Here is a 17,834-nt window from a genome sequence, read left to right as displayed (position 1 = left end):
TAGCCGTGAAATGCTGCTTGGCGCGCTTGCATTCAGGTCTGCGCATACGACCCAATAGCCCTGCGGGGCCGTCAAGCCTTCGGCGTCGCTCCGCGCCGCTCGAGCGCAGTCTTGCGGATGATGTCCGCGATCTCCGGGTTGCTGCTGGACAGCATCTGGAAATCCTCCGAATACAGCGACAACAGCGAGACCTCGGTCGCCGCGCTGACGGTCGCCGAGCGGGGCTCGCCCGTAATCAGCGCCATCTCGCCGAAGAAGCTGCCAGCGTCTAGCTCCACCGGGTTCGGTGTCGCGATACTGACGCGTCCCTCGACGATGAAGAACATCTGGTCGCCGGCCTCGCCCTTGCGGCATATGACAGCGCCCGCCGGCACGACGCGAGGCCTCAGCGCCCGCACGATCTCGACGAGCGCCGACGAGCCAAGCCTCTGAAACAGTGGCACGGTCGCCACCAACTGCCAATTGCGCACGAAGTCCCGGCGACGGACCTCTTCGTAGAAGCCGGTGGCGAGGATGCCGGCCCAGAGCGCAAAGATGCCGATGCCGCACATCATGACCAGCCCGGCAAGGACGCGGCCGGCGAAGCTTTGCGGAATCTCGTCTCCATAGCCGGTGGTCGACAGCGTCACCACCGCCCACCACATCGCCTGGGGGATGCTGCCGAACGTGTTAGGCTGGACGTCGCGCTCGATGAGATAGGCCGTGAGCGCCGCACCAAAAAGAACGATGCCGAAGATCGAGGTGATGCCGATCAGGTTACGTGCCTGTTTGCTCAGGACGCTGCCCATAAGCCGGAAGAAGGGCGATTCGCGCAGAGGCTTCAGCAGCCAGATGGCACAGTAGAGGGTCTGATCGCGCGTGCCGACAAACAGCACCGCGGCGAAAGGAACCAAGACAGCAAGCACATCGATAGCAATCGCCGGCAGCCTGTCCCAAAAGTCTCTCTCGCGCGCGGCGATCAGCGTCACGATCAGTTGCAGGACATAGATGGCCCAGATGAGAGCAAGCAGGACCTCCAAATTGAGCCTGGTTCGTCCGGTCATGTCCGGCGTCGTGAGTGCAGCGACCGCCACGAGCCCAACCACGGCGAGCAGCCCGCCGAGCGGCGCAGAAATCTTCGAGAACGGCCGTGCCGACATTCAACGCTCCCGCGGCCTACCACCCTCTTAGCATAAGATGCTTCAGGCCAAGCGCAATGGGGCCAACGAGACGACCCTGGAGCAGAGTTGACCTTGGCAAAAGCGTCGACGCGGCGCCGGCTCCCGTCGGCTGGTCGAAGAGCCGGCTCAGTTTCTCAGCCCGCCAAGACAAGGCGCTGACCGCGCGCCCATTTCAGTATAAGATACCACCATGAGCGAAACCCAGGCCCTCTTCGACGTCCTGCGCCAGTCGGCGGCACCCGCCTTCGCCGATGCCATCGAGCGGCACGTGCGCGACGCGCCGGACCGCAAGCTCGGCCGCATCAATGCGCTCGCCTTTGCCGCCGAGCACGGGCTGGACGAAGAAAAGACGATCGCCGGTTTCCTGCACGCCTCGCGGCTTGGTCTGTTCGAACTGTCCTGGAATGTGCTCTGCCCCGGCTGCGGCGGGGTGCTCGACGCCAACACCTCGCTGAAAACCGTGCAGAGCGAGGCCTATACCTGCGCGCTTTGCGCAGCCGGCTACGAGCCGACGCTGGACGAGATGATCGAGGTGACGTTTACCGTCAGCCCGCGCGTCCGCCATATCGAGGCCCACAATCCGCACGAGCTTCCAGCCGCCGAATATTTCCGCCAGGTCTACTGGGGCTCCGGTGTCGACCTGCCTGAAGACGATTACGAGGCGAAGGCCGAGGAGTTCATTCTCGAGACTCTCGAACTGCCGCCCGGCGAAAAGGCCGTCATCGCGCTGCAGCTTCCGGCCGAGTTCATCATCATCTTCGAGCCGGTGACACACGCAGCGCAGTTCATCGACGTGTCGGGAGAACCGACGAAGGAAAGGCGCAACCTATCCCTGGTGTTCGATCGCACCCATCGGCATAACGAGACCATCAGCATGCAGCCGGGTCCGCTGCGGATCCAGGTGGAGAACCATGCGGAGGTGCGCACGCTGCCCACGGTCTGCGTCGCCGGCGAAGCGCTGCATGCGCTGCTCGGGCGCCGTCGTCCTTTCCTGACGGCCAAGCGGCTGCTGTCCAACCAGACATTCCGCGACATCTACCGCACCGATACGATCGACGTAGACCAGCGCCTGAAGATCACCAGCATGACATTCCTGTTCACGGACCTTCGCGGCTCGACCGAGCTTTACGAGCGTGTCGGTGATCTCGCCGCCTTCGATCTGGTCAAGACCCATTTCACCGTGCTCAACGAGATCGTTGCCGCCGAAGCCGGCGCCGTGGTCAAGACGATCGGCGACGCCGTCATGGCAACCTTCCCGACGCCCGATCGGGCGATCGCCGCGGCCATGCGGATGCGCGACGCCATGCGCGAGCTCAATCACGAGCGCAGCAGCGAGGACCTGCTGTTGAAGATCGGCATCCATGAAGGCCCCTGCATCGCCGTCAGCCTCAACGAGAGGCAGGACTATTTCGGCCAGACGGTCAACATCGCCTCGCGCGTGCAGCACCTCGCCACCGCCCAGGAGATCTTCGCCACCAGCACGGTGCTGCGCAATCCGGCCGCCGCCGACCTGCTCAGCGAGCGCGGCCTCAACCCGATGACACACAACGTCACGCTGCGCGGCATCACCAACGAGATCAGCATCTTCGCCATACCTTGATCGTGATGTCGGCAAGCGCGTTCAGCGCGCGCTCAGGATCCCAACAACTCCAGGAAATCGAAAAACATCGAGGGCGAGTAGGCGAACAAAACGCCGCTGCCGTAACCGATCAGCCCGTACAGGCTCGCCCCGACCCAGCCGTGGCTTTGCCACCCATAGACAATACCTACAGATGTCGCCGCGCTGATGATGGCAAGGACCCAAACACCGTGAATGAAGGACTGGAACGTCCTAGCCATTCTTGCCTCTTCCAAAGCGCCGCCTATTACTTGGCGCAAACGAACGTCGCGGCCACGAGACGGATTTGCGGGCGCCGATTTTCGTCTCTGCATTGTAGGTAGGTACGCCTGCACGCTTTGACCAGAGGTTCGGCGCGTGAGCGTTGCATCGCTGAAGCCGGCCTGACAATTCGTTGAGCCGGCACCGATTTGAAAAGAGACTTCGGCAACTGATGCAAGACGTTACGGCGTCCTTGTCGCGTCAGCGTAGGCACGCGACGCCGCGACGAGGCGACAAGGCGCTCTGCTATTCCTCACGATGCGCGGGACATAGAGAGAGCGTGGATTATTTGCTTCTGGCGCTGCGGTCGGCGGCCTCCGCCCGCTTCGGCCGGCGGATGGCTCTGACCTTGCCGCTTGCGCCTCCGCCGCAGAAGAAACGGTCGCCGCCATCGGCCTCAAGCCCCGACACGCCCATGCCGGCCGGCATGTCGAGCCGCTCCAGCACCTCGCCCGTTTGCGGATCGATGCGCCTGACATCGCTGTCGTCGCCTTCCCAGGTGCCGTGCCACAGGTCGCCATCGACCCAGGTGACGCCGGTAACGACACGGTTTGACTCGATCGTGCGCAGGATGGCCCCCGTCTCGGGATCGATCTGATGGATTTTTCGCCCCCGATGCTGGCCCACCCACAGCGTACCTTCCGCCCATGCAAGGCCGGAGTCGCCACCGTTGCCCGGCGCCGGGATCGTCGAAAGTACGCGGCCGGTCTTCGGATCGATCTTCTGGATGCAATCCTCGGCGATCTGGAACAGGTGCTCCCCGTCGAAGGCCGTGCCCGCATGGGCGGCGACATCGATGGAACGCACCGTCTCACCGCTCTCGGGGTCGAGCGCATTCAATTTGTCGCCGGTGGCAAACCAGACGTGATGGCCGTCGAACGTCACGCCATGCACCTGCTCGGCACCGGGAAAGGGACCATATTCGCGGAGAATTTCGGCTGAGGCTTTTTTCATGGTTTCATCCTAATCGCTCGGCAGCGGCCCGGGGAGTAACAACACTGTCGGGAAACCCGGCACCGGCGGCGTCATCCATCGGCGTGCACGTCCCCGCCCGATCGGCTGCACCTTGCCAGCCGCGCAAAGCGCGTCAAGCGCCCGCTGCACCGTGCGCGGGCTCGCCCCAAGCGCAATCGCCAGCGCCGAACTCGCCCACGCCTCGCCATCAGCGAGCAAGGCAAGCACCGCGCCGTGCTGTCCCTCGACGGGCGGCGCCAGCACGGCGACCTCGCGAGCGTGCCGCGGCACCAGCACAAAGCCGCGCGCTGTCGCGCTTACCTCGGCCACATCCCGTAGCTCAGCGCGAAGCCGTCCGATTTCGACGCGCAGTCGCGCCCGGTGCGATTCGTCTGCGTGCCTCGCCCGGAAGGCGCGGGCGAGAAGCGCGCTCCTCGAAGCATCCCCCGGCCAGGCTTCAGCCAGCGTCCTGGCAAGCGCAAAGAGAACCGGGCGCGTCGAGAGTGATGCTAACCTATCACCTGCCCGCACGACATGCCGGCATGCATCGATGACCAGCGCGCCGGATGCCAGCAGCGCCGCGACCTCTTCGAGCAGCAACGCCCTCTCCTCGCCACGGGCGATCAGGCGCGCAGCCGGCTTGGAGAGCGCTAAAAAGGCGCCGTCGACTTCGGCGGTCAATGCCGGGATACCGGCTTCACGCGCCGCCTCGCGCGCCAGCGCCAGCTGAGCGCGCGCCGTCTTCGTCTGCAGGCGCCTGACGGCGATGCCGGCGACAATGAGAGCGTTGGCGGCGCGTGATGCGGGCGGCAGCGGCATCGGGTCGAAGCCGTCAAGCGCCTGCTCGGCTTCATCGAGGCGGCCGATCAGGACGAGACGTCGGACCTGGAGATTGCGCGCATGGGCGGCGTTGACGCGGTCGCCATGGGCCTCGAGCACAGCCCGCGCCGTCTCAAGCGCCTTCTCCGGCCAGCCAAGGTCGCGTGAAACCAGCGCAATCTCGGCGTCAGCCACGACACATCGCGCCCGTGCCACCGCTTCCCTTGGGCCGAATGCACGCGCGGCACTTTTCAGCAGGGCTTTTGCGCGTGGGAAGTCGCCGAGCTGCGCCATCGCGATCCCGCGCAGCGCCAGCGCCGGCGCGTCGTCGCGCAGTGCGACGCGTTTCAGCGCGCCGAGCGGATCGCCCGCCGCCAGCGCCCGCGCCGCAGCCGTGATCAGCGAGTCCATCGCAATCCCGTCAAACTTGTAACTCCCGCACTCTCAGCTTCGGACGCTAACTGTATTCGCAGACCCGCAACGACCTGCGCAACCGCCGAACAAATGGATAGCCGAAAATGTCGACGCACAGAACCGGAACGATTGAAGGGTCGCGAAGGGCGATAGCTCGTGGCGCGGCCGATCGGCTCCCTCTCCTCGCCAGTCCGACCTTTGCGTTCATGGCGCTTTTGACCGGCGTTCTGAGCATCGGCGAGCCGGACATGCTCTGCACGACCTCAGCCGCGTCCCCGCTGACGGGAATGGTGGCGATGTACGGGCTGATGAGCGCCTTCCATTCCGGGCCGTGGCTGCGGCTGCTCTCCGGACGGCGAAACTCTACCCATCGGCCGTGAGCCCCGATCGTTGCCACCAGACAAACATCTCAACACCAAGGAGACCACGATGCAGAACGAAATCGTTTCACCCGAGGCGTGGCTGAAGGCGCGCCTGGACCTGCTTGCCGCCGAAAAGGAATTCTCCCGTCAACGGGAGGCGCTGACGCGCCGCCGCATGGAAATGCCCTGGGAGCGCGTGGAAAAATCCTACCAGTTCGACGGGCCGAACGGCGCCCTGTCGCTCACCGATCTCTTCGACGGCCGCTCGCAGCTGATCGTCTACCACTTCATGCTTGGTCCCGACTGGCAGGAAGGCTGCAAGCACTGCTCGTTCTGGGCCGACAATTTCAACGGCATCCCGGTTCATCTCAACCATCGCGACGTGACCTTCACCGCCGTATCGCGCGCACCGCTCACCCAGATCGAGGCTTACAGGAAGCGGCTGGGCTGGAGCTTCCCATGGGTGTCATCCTTCGGCAGCGACTTCAACTTCGACTATCAGGCATCCCGGACGCCCGAACAGCTCGCCAAGGGCGAGGCCTACTACAACTACAAGATCCAGCCGAGCACCGTGTCGGAACAGGTGGGCATCAGCGTATTCTACAGGGACGACAGGAACGAGCTGTTCCACACCTATTCCTGCTACTCGCGCGGCGTCGAGATGCTGAACGGCGCCTACCATTTCCTCGACCTCGTACCCAAGGGCCGCGACGAGGACAGCTTGAATTACCCGATGGAATGGGTGCGCCGCTGCGACCAGTACTGAGGCCACGATCAATACCGAGGCAAGGTGACCGGCCGCAGTGCAGCCGGTCGCCACCTATCGCGGCGTGTGGTGCGACGCGCGAGTTCTCCACCGCAAGGGGCACACGACGCGCAGCCACATGACGGCTGCCCCGGTTACCGATCCCGGATCATTCGCGTACCGGCTCGACGTCCGGCAGCACCCACGTCTTTTCGAACAAGGCCTTTGTCGGCGCGTAGAGGCGGAACATAAGTTCGAAGTCGCGCTGCGAATCGGTCGGGATCCAATTCGACTCTTTTCCATCAGGAGCTTTCGGACCAAGGTAGATATCGACCGAGCCGTCGGCATTCTTCTGCAGTTCGGCGACCTGCGAGGAACGGCTGGCGTGCGGCATATTGCGGATCAGCGCGTGGGTCTGGCGATCGTAGGCGGTCAGCGACCAGTATTGCTCGACCGGGACATTGGCCGGTACCGTCAGCCGGTAGGTCTTCGACCCCTCGAAAGCCTGGCCGTCCTTGTCCTTGATGGCAATAAGGTAGAACTGCCCCGCCCCCAGGCGCTTGATGCCGACATAGGCATAGCTGTAGGTGACGCCGCGAATATCGACGGGATAGGCATCCGGCTCATCGTACGACGCCTGCGCCGCCTTGACGAGCTCCGGGTCGGCCGGGAAATTCCAGCGTCCTTTGTCATAGAAGGGTTTCAAGCCGGCATCGTATTTCAACTCGAGCCATTCGCGGGCCTCCTCTATTCCTACCGCGAGCGCCTCGGTGGTCGTGGCTTCCGGCCTGAACGGCTTTCCCTTCTCGATGCCGAGAGACCGCAGCTGATCGATCATCGCCCGGTCCCGCGCCAGCCATGGTTCGCTCTGGACAATGCGATCGAGCGACTGGAAGAAGCTGACATCGTAGCGGATGGTACTGTCGAACAGCACGTCCCTGGCATCGGTAAACACCGTCTCCGGCGGAGATGCCGCCTGGGACAGCGGATAGACCTTCAGCCTCTTGGCGTAGGCCACGGACTTTTCGATATCAGCGTCGGCGTGGCTGGCGAGGTTGGACCGCAACAGCGCATAACCGCCATAGGTATTCGACTTCAGTGGTATGTAGCCTTCGGGGATCGTCCCGACATAGCCCGGCGGCAGAACGAGGTACTTTCCGCCCTCGCCCTGGTCGGCGCCGGACGGACCGGCATCCTCCAGGGGCATCTGCCACACATCGACAATGTTGCCGTTGATCGATCCACCCTCGGCAGGGGGCACCTCGATGACCACCGGCCCGACATCACGGGTATCGGTGAAGGTCATCAGATAGATCGCATCCGGGTTGGGCGTCAGCGTCTGATTTTGCCAATCGAGCGGACGGGACCAGTAGACGATCTCGTTGACCTTGCCCTTGGTCTTGGTGAGCATTTCCTGGAGCATCAGATCATAATTGACCGCTGGCATGCCCCAGATCACTGCCTCCACCGCACGACGCTCGATCGTCCGCCGTGCGAGTTCATCGGGTGAAAGTGCTGCGGCGGCCGACGACATCGCCGCCAGAGCCATCGCCGCAAAAAACAACCGCCTCATGCTGCCCTCCTGCCAATTGGCCGTGGAGCTACAGCATTGTCCGAATCGATCGCAGACGTAAGTGCGTTACTGTAAATGCAGACGCGAGAGCGGAGTTAGACGGCGGCAGCCGTCTGCGAATGCGAGAGCCGCCTTTCCGCTGAGGGCCAGCATGACTCGCGATGGCGCCCGCGCTCGAAATTATGTCGCAGCCCCTTCAAGAACCAGGACATCACCATCGGCCGGGATTCGCAGCTTCATCGCCGAAATCCCGCTGTTATCAGCAGCTTCGCGCAGGTCATGCCGGGTGATCGTGGCGTGGTCGAGCGCCTCCATATGCGTGGCGACGACCACGGCATCGCCGGATGTTTCGCAGACGGCAACGGTTTCCTGCGCATCCATGACGATGAGGTCGCCGTCCCAGCGGGCACCGCAGGAATGGGTGACGATGATGTCGGGCTTCGTCTCGGCGATCACGCTTGCCACCGGCGGATAGAGCACGGTGTCGCCGGCCCAGTAGATCGACGGTTCGCCCGCAGCTTCAAGCGTGAAGCCCATGACCGAGCCCATCAGCTCGACGACGGCCCCAAGGCCGTGGCTGCCTTCGCGCCGCGTCAGCGTCAGCCCCTGCCAGCTGGCGCGGTCGACAAGCGGGATCACGTCGGTAAAGCCCGCGGCGCGGATCTCGCCTTCATCGCCAGGCTGACAGAAGATCGGCAGATGCTTCGGCAGCCGTTCCTTGGCCACATCGTCGAAATGGTCGGAATGCAGGTGCGAAACGATGACCAGTTCCACGCCATCAAGGATCGCCTCGATCGACACCGGCAGCTCGACCATCGGGTTCTCGGACCGGTTGGCAAAGGACGGCAGGCTGTGTTTCGGCGCCAGATAGGGATCGATCAGCACCGTGCGGCCGGCATAGTCGAGCTTCAAGGTGGCGTTGCGGATCAGCTGCAGTTTCATGGGGCGCATCCTCTGGCGACATCAGGTGTTTGACGGTCGCCGGATGGTTACGATTGCGGCGACAAAATCAAGCCCCGAAATGCGACCACGGCCGGGCGAGCCGGACACGCGGCGTGGTCCCGACGACGCGGATGGGGCTGGGAGCGCCGACCGCGGGAACTGCCCGCGTTCGCAATTACCACCGCCAAAGGAGACAATCCCTAAAGTTGCATTGTTCTACCGAGCAGAACTTTAACGACCTATCGCCAAACGTGGCGACAAGCACGAGCAATCGGGAGAGACATCGTGGAAAACGTCATTAGCGGCGGAGCCTACGCGCGGGCATGGGCATGGCGTTTTGGCCTTTTCGTCGTCGTCACCCTGGCATTTCCGTTTATCGTGTATGCCCTGGTCCATATGAGCGGCGCCGCCAGAACTGATGCTGCCGGCGCCTTCGCCGTGGTGCTTGGCGTCTATTTGAAGCCGATCATCTACCTGACCTTCGCAGCGTCGCTTGCACGCATCTCGATCGCCCGGAGCAAGGTAGTCGGCATGCCGGGCAAGATCGGCATCTACATCGTCCTGCTTGCCCTGTCCGATCTTCCCTTTGCGCTCATTTTCGGGGCGCACTGGGGCGTCGCTTTCTTTTTCGGCTTCGCCGGCCCGCAATTACCCACTTCGCTCCTGAGCGCGGTCATTGCCATCATCACGCTGAGTCTTGCACGCGCACCAAGCGGTCCGATGAACGAGGGCCACGCCGCCGCGTATCGCGTCTGGTCCACCCTGCTCGTTCTCATGATGGCGTACGGCCTGCTCGGGCTTGCGATAATGCTGTGGCCATTTTTCTTTGGCCTGCATGGCTTTGGTCTCTACGGTGCGCTGACCTGGGCCAAGGTCTACCTGCACCGTTTCACCCTTTATCCCGGCCTGCCGCTGTCGCTGTTCATCGCTGCCTCGGTCTATCTCATCTACGCCAGCCGAAAACACACGGGCGGACCGGCCGAGACAGGCCAGCCCCAGCGCGGCGCAACAACAAGCTTCGGTCTTCGGCGCGACTGAAACATCACGCATGCAGGAGCGCGGTTGATTTCGCCACGGCAGCATCCATCATCGCGGCCCCTGGTTGGCGGAGGAAACCGCCACATCTCCTGCGGCGGCAATGATCTGCTCGGCGGTCGGCAAGGTTCCAAGGCCCTCGGGGCCGTTGCGTGCCTCGACCTCGGCCCAGGCAATATGGCCTGACCCATCGACAAGGAAATGGCCGACAAGCTGGGTGCCATGGTTCTCGAAGATGGACCGGTCGACGTCATTCAGCTCGAAGCCATCCTTGGTGTTGAGCACGGTATTGGCCTCCATCGGGTGTGCCGGCTCGGCCATCTCGTCGTTCGGATTGATGCGCGCTGCGGCAAACTGTTCGAAGCTGGCGTGAAAGGGCCATTGCTTCTTTTCCTCACCGTCGGCCGGGGCGAAGACCACGCGCGGCACGCCGAAGTCACGATGCGTGCGGCACTCCGGATCGCACAACACCGTCACCGGCGTCGGCTGAAACTGGAGATAGAGCCTTGCCCGCTCGAGCGGCGTGTTGATCACGGCCAGTGTCTCGACGCCCGCCTCGCGCAAGGCGGGCTGGAGCGCGGAAAATTGCCGCAGCTGGCGCCGGCAGAACGGGCAATGCAGGCCGCGAAACAGCCCGATCAGAAACGGGCGTCCGCGCAGGTCCGCGAGCGAAACCACGCCCCCGACGTTGGCGGCGGGTAGCGAGAAGGCCGGAGCAGGCTCGCCCGGTTGCAGTGCGCGGATCGCTTGGCTCATGCTGACTATCCTCCATATGGGTCCGAAGATCACGCTGTTGTGTGGCCGCGACGCCGTTCCGGTCGGTCGCCATGCCGCGGCCCTGTCACCGCCAGCTGCAGTCCCAGGGCTGCCCGCGGGCGGCGCGGTGGCACACGAAGGTGCGGCCGCAGGAATGCATGGCGGATCTCATCGTGCGTCCGCGCCCCGTGCCGCGCTCCAGGGTCTGGCGGGCTGCGAGCTGGGCACTGGCCGGGCAGTTGGCAAAACTCTTTTTCTTGGCGTCGTCAGGCGCCGTAATGGTGTTCGATGGCGCTTTCCTGGTCGGCGTCTCGTCGGTGCTGCGCGTCTTCGCCGGCTCCGGCAGCTTCGCCTCGCGCTTGATATCGACGCAGCGGCCGCTCTTCAGCTGCTGGTTCTGGGCGCAGACGAGCGGGCAGATCCGCGCCTTCTGCGTCCGCAATCGTTCCAGCACGCCATCAGACGGCTCAAGGGCCGCAAGCTCGACCTTGATCAGTTTGGCGAACTGCTCCAGCGCCCTGCGGCTTCCGAGACCCCAGAGCCCGTCTTCGCTGCCGGCGCGGCAGCCGACGCGGTTCAACTCCTTCTGGATCGAGCGCACCAGCTCCCGGTCGGGCGAGGCGGTTTCAAGCGTCGGGGTTTGGTTGGCCAGCGGCTGGGTCAATGCAGCCACCTGCTCCGTTGCGGTGGGCAGCCCCCCGACAGGCGGTGCTTGCTGTTTCGCCCCCTCGGCTTCCAGCTGCGCAGCCGCAACGTCGGCCGCCGCACGCTCGATGATCCTGATTTTCGCCTTCGCCAGCGAGACGAAGGCACCACCAGGATATTGCTGCAGATAGGCGTCGAACAGGTCTCGGTCGCTCGATCCCTTGATCGTGTCCCAATAGGCAAGCTCGGCGGCGTTGTCGCCCTTGTCGCCGCCGGCCGACGCCGCAGGCTCCGTCGATGTCGATGGCTTCAGCACCACCTCGCCGGTCAGCGAGGAATTGTCCCAGGGCACCTGCTTGCCATCGGTCGCCTCCAGCACGTCACGGCGCACGTCGATCAGCTCACGGGTGATGTCGCGTCCGGGCTTGCCGAGGTGGCGCAGCAGCGCCGCCGTGAACGGTGAGTTGCGCCCGGCGCCGTCGAGCGCAACGTTGCCGGGCTGGGTGGCAAAGGCGATCAGCGAGCCGATGCCGGTACCGACCTTCGCCAGCCCCCGGCCGATCGAGCTGGAGCGCGTGCCCATCGAGCGGGCAAGATTGACTGCCAGCGGATTGTCGCGGCAGGCATCGAGGAACACCAGATTGACCCGCGTCTCGCGCTCCATCGCCGAAAGGATCAGGTTCATCGGTACCGCCTCGAATTCAAGGTCGATATAGGAGAGAAGCTTGGCGTCGATGGGAGCGATATAGTTCTCGCCGTTCACCTGCAGGCCGTGGCCGGCATAGTAGAACAGCGCGAGGTCCGCACCGTCGAGCTTGCCGACGAAGTCGCGGATCGTGTTGCGCACGCCGGCAAGATCAAGATCGCGACCGACGACGACCTCGAATCCCAGCGCTTCAAGCTTGGCGGCCATGTCGCCTGCGTCGTTGTCGGGGTTGGGAAGCTCTGGCACATATTGGTAGGCCGAGTTACCGATGACCAGCGCCACCCGCCTTTCGGCAAGCGCCTGCGAACATATCAGCACCAGGAAGACCGCGATGACGATGCGAAGCCAATGCATGCCATACCCCCCGGGCATGCCCATGCATGCCCCCCGCTGCACGTGTCCTTAAATCGTTGTCGATTTAGGGATAAAACCTGCAGCAATTCAAAGCGCTACAGCGACCTTTGCGCGTCTGATAAGACGCGCGGCGCTGTCTTAACTCGCCTGCCCCGCCGCCGCACAGCGCCTGTTGTCGCAAGGGTGCGATCCATTGCCGGCCCTGTCAATGCCGCCGACCCGCCCTTGCGTCACCCGGTCTGCGCGAAACCTTGTGGACGCTTCGTCTCTGGAATAACGGGCGATCGCCGCATTTCATTCAATTGCCAAATGGGATTAGCGCGTCCTCACCCCTTCGGTTTAGGGCTGCGCGCAGGCCGCTTTTGCCGGCGAGGTCGCGCACCGATGCATCTGGCGCGATGTCGTGAAACGGAAAACGGCGCCGGGTGATCCCGACGCCGTTTCGAATTCCGTTTGAAGAGCTGCGCTTACTTGACGATCGCCGAACCGTTGACGATCTCGACATTCTCGTCGCCCTGCAGGCCGATACGGTCGCCGCTCGGCGTGGTGACGAAGCAGCCGCTGGGGCAGATCATCTCGGTGGCGCCGGCGCTGATCGCCACTTCCATGCGGCTTTCGCCCTCGACGACAACCAGAACAGCAGTCTCGCCATCCTTGTTCGTGACAGTCGCGGCCGAAACCGCCCCTGCCGCCAGCACGCCGGAAAGCAAAGCAATCACAAATGTCTTCATCGCCCATCGACGCCCGCGGCGCCGCCCTTTTGCACAGCCGTCCGCCCCGTCGGATAAGCGACGGTGGCTCCGGCCACCTCTTCAGCCCATGACAGCCTAGACCGTCAAAAGAAGAATTGCATGCTTTTTATCGCGGGCAGGCTGAATAGCGGCTGAACGCTCCGTTTATCAGCGGTTGGGGTTTGAGCGGCGGCTGGAAGCGCGGCGCTTGCCGCCTTCCTCTTCATTTTCCTCGTCAAGCGGCGCCGCGGAAGCGGTTTCCTTTTTCGAGGCTGTGGCCCTCGCCTCGGCCGACGTTGCGCCCTTTGGCTCGCCGACGGTTTCCGGCTCGTGGCTCTCGATGCCGGTCTGATCTTCGATCGGCACGTCCTCGATCTTCAAGGGGAACGGTGCACCGATGCCCTCGTCGCGGAAGCGCTCGTAGATGGCCACACGCAGATCGTTGCGCACGCCGCCGCCGGTCAACACATCGGCCACGTAGATCCGGAGTTCGAAGGTCATGCGGTCATCGCCAAAGGAGGTGAAGCCGACGCTTGGCGACGGGTTCTTCAGCACCATCGGATGGGCGGCGGCAATCTCGGCCAAGAGATCCATGATCCGCCGGGGCTCGCTGGCATAGGTGACGGTGACGGCGATTTCCGAACGGCCGAGCTTGTTGCGGTGCGTCCAGTTGCCGACCGACGCGTTGATCAGCAGCGAGTTCGGCATCATGATCGACTGGTGCTGGAAGGTCTCGATCTCGGTGGCGCGCACCGAGATGCGCTTGACGAAGCCTTCCGTCGTGCCGCTGACGATCCAGTCGCCGACCTTGAACGGACGCTCGACCAGGAGAATGAGGCCCGAGACGAAGTTCGAAACGATGTTCTGCAGACCGAAACCGACGCCGAGCGAGAGGGCACCGGCGACGAGCGCGAGATTGGAAAGGTCGATACCGGCAGCCGAAAGGCCGATCAGGCACGCGAGCCCAACGCCGATATAGCCGATGCCGGTGCGGATAGAGTTTCTGACGCCCGCATCCACCCGGCTGCGCGCCATGATGTTGCCGTCGATCCAGCGCTGCACCCAGCGGGTGACGATGTAACCAAGAATGAAGAACAGGATGCCCGCCATGATGCCCATGAGCGAGATGGTGATGGTGCCGATCTTGATCTCGGTGATGGCGCGATAGGTCCAGGATTCGATGTCGGCGACCTGGAAGCCCCATTGCAGCAGGATTAGCGGAATGAAGAACAGGGTCACCAGCGCGTAAATGCTGAGGCCTGCCACCAGGCCCACCTGATCGAGCCCGACCTGTTCAAGTTTGAAGCGGCGCTCGAGATAGCGCCCGGCTGCCGTTTCGGCGAACGCCCCCTGGCGCGAGACCGCCTTGCCGGTGAGGAAGCCGATATACATCATCACCAGGATCGCGCCTGTAATGATGATCTGCGTGGCGATGAAGCGGGACAGGCCGACATAGCCGGTAGCGGCGGCGATGATGAGCGACGCGCCAGTCAGGATCAGAACGATGGAGACCAGGCGCGGCCACGGGCGACCCGGCGCATCGAAAGGCTCATCGTGCTTGAGCGTCGGCTTGATCCAGGCCGAAGCAATGATGATCAGACCGATGATGACAGAGGCGGTGAAGCTCTTCACCACCGTCAGCACGACCGGCGAGCCGAGCGCTTCGCTGACGCCGCCGAACATGTAGTCAAGGCCGTTGACCAGCGCCATGGCGAAGATGGTGACCAAAAGCACCTTGGCGCCGCGATCCGACACGCGCACGAGGCGCCAGCGCGAGTCCGACGGCGACAGCACCGCATTGGCGAGCGTGGTCACGAAGAACCCGACCACCGTGACCGCAAGCGCAATCGCGATGATCGGCGTGATATCCGAACGCAGCACGTTGAAACTGTGCAGGAAGAAGAAGCTCGACAGCGCAAAGGCGCCTGTCGAAATGGTCGGAATGAATGTCGACCAGAAGGCAACCGACAGACGCCGGAAATAGCTCGGCTCCTCGTCCGACTTGTCGTGGTGGATATAGGGTGAAAACAGCTTGTTACTGCCGACGAGGAAGACGAGTGCGGCACAGATCGACAGGAAGATCGCGGTCAGCAAGGGAATCCGCTTGTATTTCCAGACGAAGGTCAGCCAGCTCATCGTGCTGCGCGACAGCACCTTGGTTTCATTGGCCGTTGCCGACAGCGCCTCGTCGAACATTTCGACCGAAACGTCGGTGTTCTTCAACAGCGTGTTGGAAAACAGCGCGCGTCGCGTCGCCGTGATGCCGTTCGACAGTTTCGTCGCCTGGACCGAAAGGCCCTCGGCCTCCCCCGTCAGCGCATTGATCTCGCCGCGTTCGGCAAGCAGCCGCTTGCGCTCGGCCGTGACGATATCGGCTTCCGGTGGCTGCCCCGCGCCCGGTGGATCGCCGAGTTCGGTCAGCCGCGCCTTGATCTCGTCCAGCCGCGGACGCGTGGCGATCGAGGTCGAGATGATCTGCTTGGCGACGGCATCGACCTGCACCTTGAGCTCGGCAAGCGCAATGTCGTCGTCACTGGCCTTGGCAATGAGGTCCCTCAGCCGCGCCAGTTCCTTGCCGGCGTGAGCCAGTTGCTCCGCCGTCTGGCTCTGGCCGGCTTCGGCAGCAACGGCTGCGTCGGTCGGCTGCGCTGGCGTCGCGGCGTTTTGCGCCGGTTGGGCAGCACCCGCTGCAGGCTGCTGCACGTTCGCTGCCGGCTGCGCCTTGCCGTCGGCGGCCGGTTGTGTGTTCTGGGCAGGCTGCGCGCCGCCCTCGGCAGGCACTGCCGGAGCTTGAGCGGGCTTCTCGCCGGGTTGCGTCGTCGTCTGCACCGGTTGGGCGTTTTGCGCCACGACAGTGCCGGCACCGGCCAGCGACAGCAGGCAGACAGAAACAGCGAACAACTTTGCCACGAAATGCAATTTCAAAACCCTCGGAAGCCCAGACCTCGCCCGGATGCGGAATCGCCCCGGCAGCCGTCACAATGCGGTTTGAATACGAAAGACGGCGGAAAGATGCAAAGACACGGTAAAACATGCCTTCACAGCCCGTAAAACTGTCAGAATCCTGCGCCCGGCTGCGCCAGATAGGTCAGTTCCGCCGCCGTCGACGTCCGACCGACGAAGGCGTTGCGGTGCGGGAAGCGACCATAGGTCTCGATCACCTCCCGGTGCCGGATTGCATAATCGATATACATGGGATCGCCGAGCTCGGTGAAAAGCTTCACCGCCATCGTCTGATCCGTCAGGTTCTCCGAGTGCTCGAACGGCATGTAGAAGAACGCCCGCCACTCCGGCCGGACCGCCATGTCGGCGCCGGCGCCGACGGCGAGCTTGGCTTCCCGGAGCGCCAGGCCGTCGGTCGCAAAGGCAAGCGGCGTCCCCCGATACATGTTGCGCGGCAACTGATCGAGAAGCACGATTGCCGCCAGCCGGTTTTCCGGCGTCGCCCGCCAGATGTCGCCGATCTCCCTGGCAAGGGCGAGGTGCGACGCCTGGAAGCGCAGGAAGCAATGTTCGTCCAGCTCGCGCGACGGCTTGAACCAGTGGTCGAGCGACAGTTCCTCGAACCAGAATTTCAGCACTTCATCTGGGGTGCAGGCCTCAGCTTGATGGGTCATTCGCTCCTCATGTCATGCCGTGGGGACGGTCGACCTATCAGATAGGCGGCAATCGCACCGTGTCCATGCCGCTGGCTTACGCGCGACGCTTCAAAATGGCAATAAAAGCCATGCCGCCGACAAGCCCGGTGATGACGCCGATCGGCATATCCTCGGGCGCCATGACGACGCGGGAAAAGAGGTCCGCCCAGATCAGCACCAGCGCCCCGACGAAGGCCGAAAGCGGGATGACCCGGACATTGTCGCTGCCGGCAAACAGCCGCACGAAATGCGGCACCATCAGGCCGACAAAGCCGATCGCGCCGGAAAAAGCGACCATGACCCCGGTCAGAAGTGCGGTGACGACGAAGAGGACGAGGCGGAACCGGCGAACGGGAATGCCGAGCGTCGTTGCCGTCTCGTCGCCCATGGCAAGCGCATTGATCTCGCGCGCCCTCAGCACGAGGTAGCCGAGGCAGGCTGTCAGCACCACCGCGGGATAGACAAGATGCGGCCATTGCGCGAGCCCGAGACCGCCGAGCATCCAGAAAATCACCGTATGCACCGCCCTTGGATCCCCGAGGAAAATCATCAGGTTGCCGACAGACGTCAAGGTGAAGGCAACGGCCACGCCTGATAGCACCAGCCGGTCGGCATTGGTGCCGAGCACCCTTGTCACGAGCGCAACAAGTGCGGTCGCAGCCAGCGCGCCGGCAAAGGCAAACAGCGGCACCGTGGCAAGGCCGAGAATGAGTCCGGTGTGCAGTAGCGCGATGATCGCGCCGAGCGCGCCGCCGGAGGACACACCGAGCAGATGCGGATCGGCAAGCGGATTGCGGGTAACCGCCTGCAGCACGGCGCCGGTCAAGGCCAGCCCGGCTCCAACCAGCCCGGCAAGCACGACACGCGGCAGGCGCACGTCCCAGACAATGCTTTCGCGCCCCGCCGACCAGACGACGTCGACGCTGCCGGGCGACAGCTTCGAGGCGATGATCGACCAGACGGTCGAGACCGGGATGGGCGCTGAACCCCATGAGACGGCGGCAGTGATCGTCAGGCACAGCAACAGCAGCGCCGCGAGAATGGCGGTCGTGGTTTTCACAGTCCGTCCCTGGTCAATTATTGGAATGGAAAGGCGGGAGCATGCGAAACGGCATGCTCCC

General features: G+C 63.7%; 16 protein-coding genes. 4 read left to right on the top strand and 12 right to left on the bottom strand.

All coding sequences use genetic code 11. The features are described 5' to 3' along the window. Positions 1-71: 71 nt before the first annotated feature. On the bottom strand, positions 72-1,139 hold the full coding sequence (locus ASD02_RS14880) for a cyclic nucleotide-gated ion channel (RefSeq protein WP_057220802.1): 1,068 nt from the start codon (positions 1,137-1,139) through the stop codon (positions 72-74). A 211-nt stretch (positions 1,140-1,350) separates the two neighbouring features. Between ASD02_RS14880 and ASD02_RS14875 the strand changes: the two genes are divergently transcribed. Further along, positions 1,351-2,760, top strand: coding sequence for an adenylate/guanylate cyclase domain-containing protein (locus ASD02_RS14875; RefSeq protein ID WP_025427428.1), 1,410 nt, complete (start codon positions 1,351-1,353; stop codon positions 2,758-2,760). 32 nt (positions 2,761-2,792) lie between these two features. On the opposite strand, the gene ASD02_RS14870 is transcribed toward ASD02_RS14875, so the two are convergent. The 3 genes from ASD02_RS14870 to ASD02_RS14860 form a co-directional block, all read right to left on the bottom strand. Further along, on the bottom strand, positions 2,793-2,999 hold the full coding sequence (locus ASD02_RS14870) for a hypothetical protein (protein ID WP_025427429.1): 207 nt from the start codon (positions 2,997-2,999) through the stop codon (positions 2,793-2,795). Positions 3,000-3,324: 325 nt separating this feature from the next. After that, positions 3,325-3,993 (bottom strand): PQQ-binding-like beta-propeller repeat protein, encoded by a 669-nt coding sequence (locus tag ASD02_RS14865; RefSeq protein WP_025427430.1) that lies wholly within the window; start codon positions 3,991-3,993, stop codon positions 3,325-3,327. A gap of 9 nt (positions 3,994-4,002) precedes the next feature. Next, complete coding sequence (locus ASD02_RS14860; RefSeq protein ID WP_025427431.1) at positions 4,003-5,223, bottom strand: hypothetical protein; 1,221 nt, start codon at positions 5,221-5,223, stop codon at positions 4,003-4,005. 107 nt (positions 5,224-5,330) lie between these two features. On the opposite strand from ASD02_RS14860, the gene ASD02_RS14855 reads away from it, so the two are divergent. Both ASD02_RS14855 and ASD02_RS14850 read left to right on the top strand, forming a co-directional pair. Next, on the top strand, positions 5,331-5,606 hold the full coding sequence (locus ASD02_RS14855; protein WP_025427432.1) for a hypothetical protein: 276 nt from the start codon (positions 5,331-5,333) through the stop codon (positions 5,604-5,606). Between the two features lie 49 nt (positions 5,607-5,655). After that, a complete protein-coding gene (locus ASD02_RS14850; RefSeq protein WP_025427433.1) occupies positions 5,656-6,354 on the top strand; it encodes a thioredoxin family protein in 699 nt (232 codons plus the stop codon). Between the two features lie 148 nt (positions 6,355-6,502). Here ASD02_RS14850 and ASD02_RS14845 read toward each other — a convergent pair whose 3' ends face one another. Further along, the gene (locus ASD02_RS14845; RefSeq protein ID WP_025427434.1) at positions 6,503-7,906 is read right to left on the bottom strand and encodes a DUF1254 domain-containing protein; all 1,404 of its coding nucleotides are present in this window, start codon (positions 7,904-7,906) and stop codon (positions 6,503-6,505) included. A 180-nt stretch (positions 7,907-8,086) separates the two neighbouring features. Further along, a complete protein-coding gene (locus ASD02_RS14840) occupies positions 8,087-8,848 on the bottom strand; it encodes an MBL fold metallo-hydrolase (protein ID WP_025427435.1) in 762 nt (253 codons plus the stop codon). 285 nt (positions 8,849-9,133) lie between these two features. Between ASD02_RS14840 and ASD02_RS14835 the strand changes: the two genes are divergently transcribed. After that, positions 9,134-9,886 carry a hypothetical protein gene (locus ASD02_RS14835; protein ID WP_057206249.1) on the top strand — a complete coding sequence of 251 codons (753 nt, stop codon included), beginning with the start codon at positions 9,134-9,136 and terminating at the stop codon, positions 9,884-9,886. 48 nt (positions 9,887-9,934) lie between these two features. Here ASD02_RS14835 and ASD02_RS14830 read toward each other — a convergent pair whose 3' ends face one another. From ASD02_RS14830 to ASD02_RS14805, 6 genes are all read right to left on the bottom strand, one after another. Then, positions 9,935-10,639, bottom strand: a complete 705-nt coding sequence (locus tag ASD02_RS14830) for a peroxiredoxin-like family protein (protein WP_025427437.1) — start codon at positions 10,637-10,639, stop codon at positions 9,935-9,937. Positions 10,640-10,724: 85 nt separating this feature from the next. After that, entirely contained in the window at positions 10,725-12,344 is a 1,620-nt protein-coding gene (locus ASD02_RS14825) for a caspase domain-containing protein (RefSeq protein WP_057220801.1), read from the bottom strand. Between the two features lie 467 nt (positions 12,345-12,811). Further along, positions 12,812-13,075: a hypothetical protein gene (locus tag ASD02_RS14820; protein WP_025427439.1), complete on the bottom strand. Its 264-nt coding sequence runs from the start codon at positions 13,073-13,075 to the stop codon at positions 12,812-12,814. 168 nt (positions 13,076-13,243) lie between these two features. Beyond that, complete coding sequence (locus tag ASD02_RS14815; protein ID WP_063963245.1) at positions 13,244-16,000, bottom strand: mechanosensitive ion channel domain-containing protein; 2,757 nt, start codon at positions 15,998-16,000, stop codon at positions 13,244-13,246. A gap of 131 nt (positions 16,001-16,131) precedes the next feature. Further along, positions 16,132-16,692, bottom strand: coding sequence for a DUF924 family protein (locus ASD02_RS14810; RefSeq protein WP_025427441.1), 561 nt, complete (start codon positions 16,690-16,692; stop codon positions 16,132-16,134). 76 nt (positions 16,693-16,768) lie between these two features. Next, positions 16,769-17,773, bottom strand: a complete 1,005-nt coding sequence (locus ASD02_RS14805) for an iron ABC transporter permease (RefSeq protein WP_239637572.1) — start codon at positions 17,771-17,773, stop codon at positions 16,769-16,771. Positions 17,774-17,834 lie beyond the last annotated feature (61 nt).

Origin of the sequence: Ensifer sp. Root1252 (genome assembly GCF_001425885.1) — a bacterium.
Taxonomy (GTDB): Bacteria; Pseudomonadota; Alphaproteobacteria; order Rhizobiales; family Rhizobiaceae; genus Ensifer; species Ensifer canadensis.
Note: the sequence above shows the minus strand (reverse complement) of the source record. Positions and strands in the feature narration are given on the sequence as shown.

Bases quoted from the DNA above. Each gene is read 5' to 3' on its own strand.
- ASD02_RS14850 (WP_025427433.1), top strand. From the start codon at position 5,656: ATGCAGAACGAAATCGTTTCACCCGAGGCGTGGCTGAAGGCGCGCCTG.
- ASD02_RS14845 (WP_025427434.1), bottom strand. From the start codon at position 7,906: ATGAGGCGGTTGTTTTTTGCGGCGATGGCTCTGGCGGCGATGTCGTCG.
- ASD02_RS14870 (WP_025427429.1), bottom strand. From the start codon at position 2,999: ATGGCTAGGACGTTCCAGTCCTTCATTCACGGTGTTTGGGTCCTTGCC.
- ASD02_RS14810 (WP_025427441.1), bottom strand. From the start codon at position 16,692: ATGACCCATCAAGCTGAGGCCTGCACCCCAGATGAAGTGCTGAAATTC.
- ASD02_RS14830 (WP_025427437.1), bottom strand. From the start codon at position 10,639: ATGAGCCAAGCGATCCGCGCACTGCAACCGGGCGAGCCTGCTCCGGCC.
- ASD02_RS14875 (WP_025427428.1), top strand. From the start codon at position 1,351: ATGAGCGAAACCCAGGCCCTCTTCGACGTCCTGCGCCAGTCGGCGGCA.
- ASD02_RS14880 (WP_057220802.1), bottom strand. From the start codon at position 1,139: ATGTCGGCACGGCCGTTCTCGAAGATTTCTGCGCCGCTCGGCGGGCTG.
- ASD02_RS14825 (WP_057220801.1), bottom strand. From the start codon at position 12,344: ATGCATTGGCTTCGCATCGTCATCGCGGTCTTCCTGGTGCTGATATGT.
- ASD02_RS14860 (WP_025427431.1), bottom strand. From the start codon at position 5,223: ATGGACTCGCTGATCACGGCTGCGGCGCGGGCGCTGGCGGCGGGCGAT.
- ASD02_RS14855 (WP_025427432.1), top strand. From the start codon at position 5,331: ATGTCGACGCACAGAACCGGAACGATTGAAGGGTCGCGAAGGGCGATA.
- ASD02_RS14820 (WP_025427439.1), bottom strand. From the start codon at position 13,075: ATGAAGACATTTGTGATTGCTTTGCTTTCCGGCGTGCTGGCGGCAGGG.
- ASD02_RS14840 (WP_025427435.1), bottom strand. From the start codon at position 8,848: ATGAAACTGCAGCTGATCCGCAACGCCACCTTGAAGCTCGACTATGCC.
- ASD02_RS14865 (WP_025427430.1), bottom strand. From the start codon at position 3,993: ATGAAAAAAGCCTCAGCCGAAATTCTCCGCGAATATGGTCCCTTTCCC.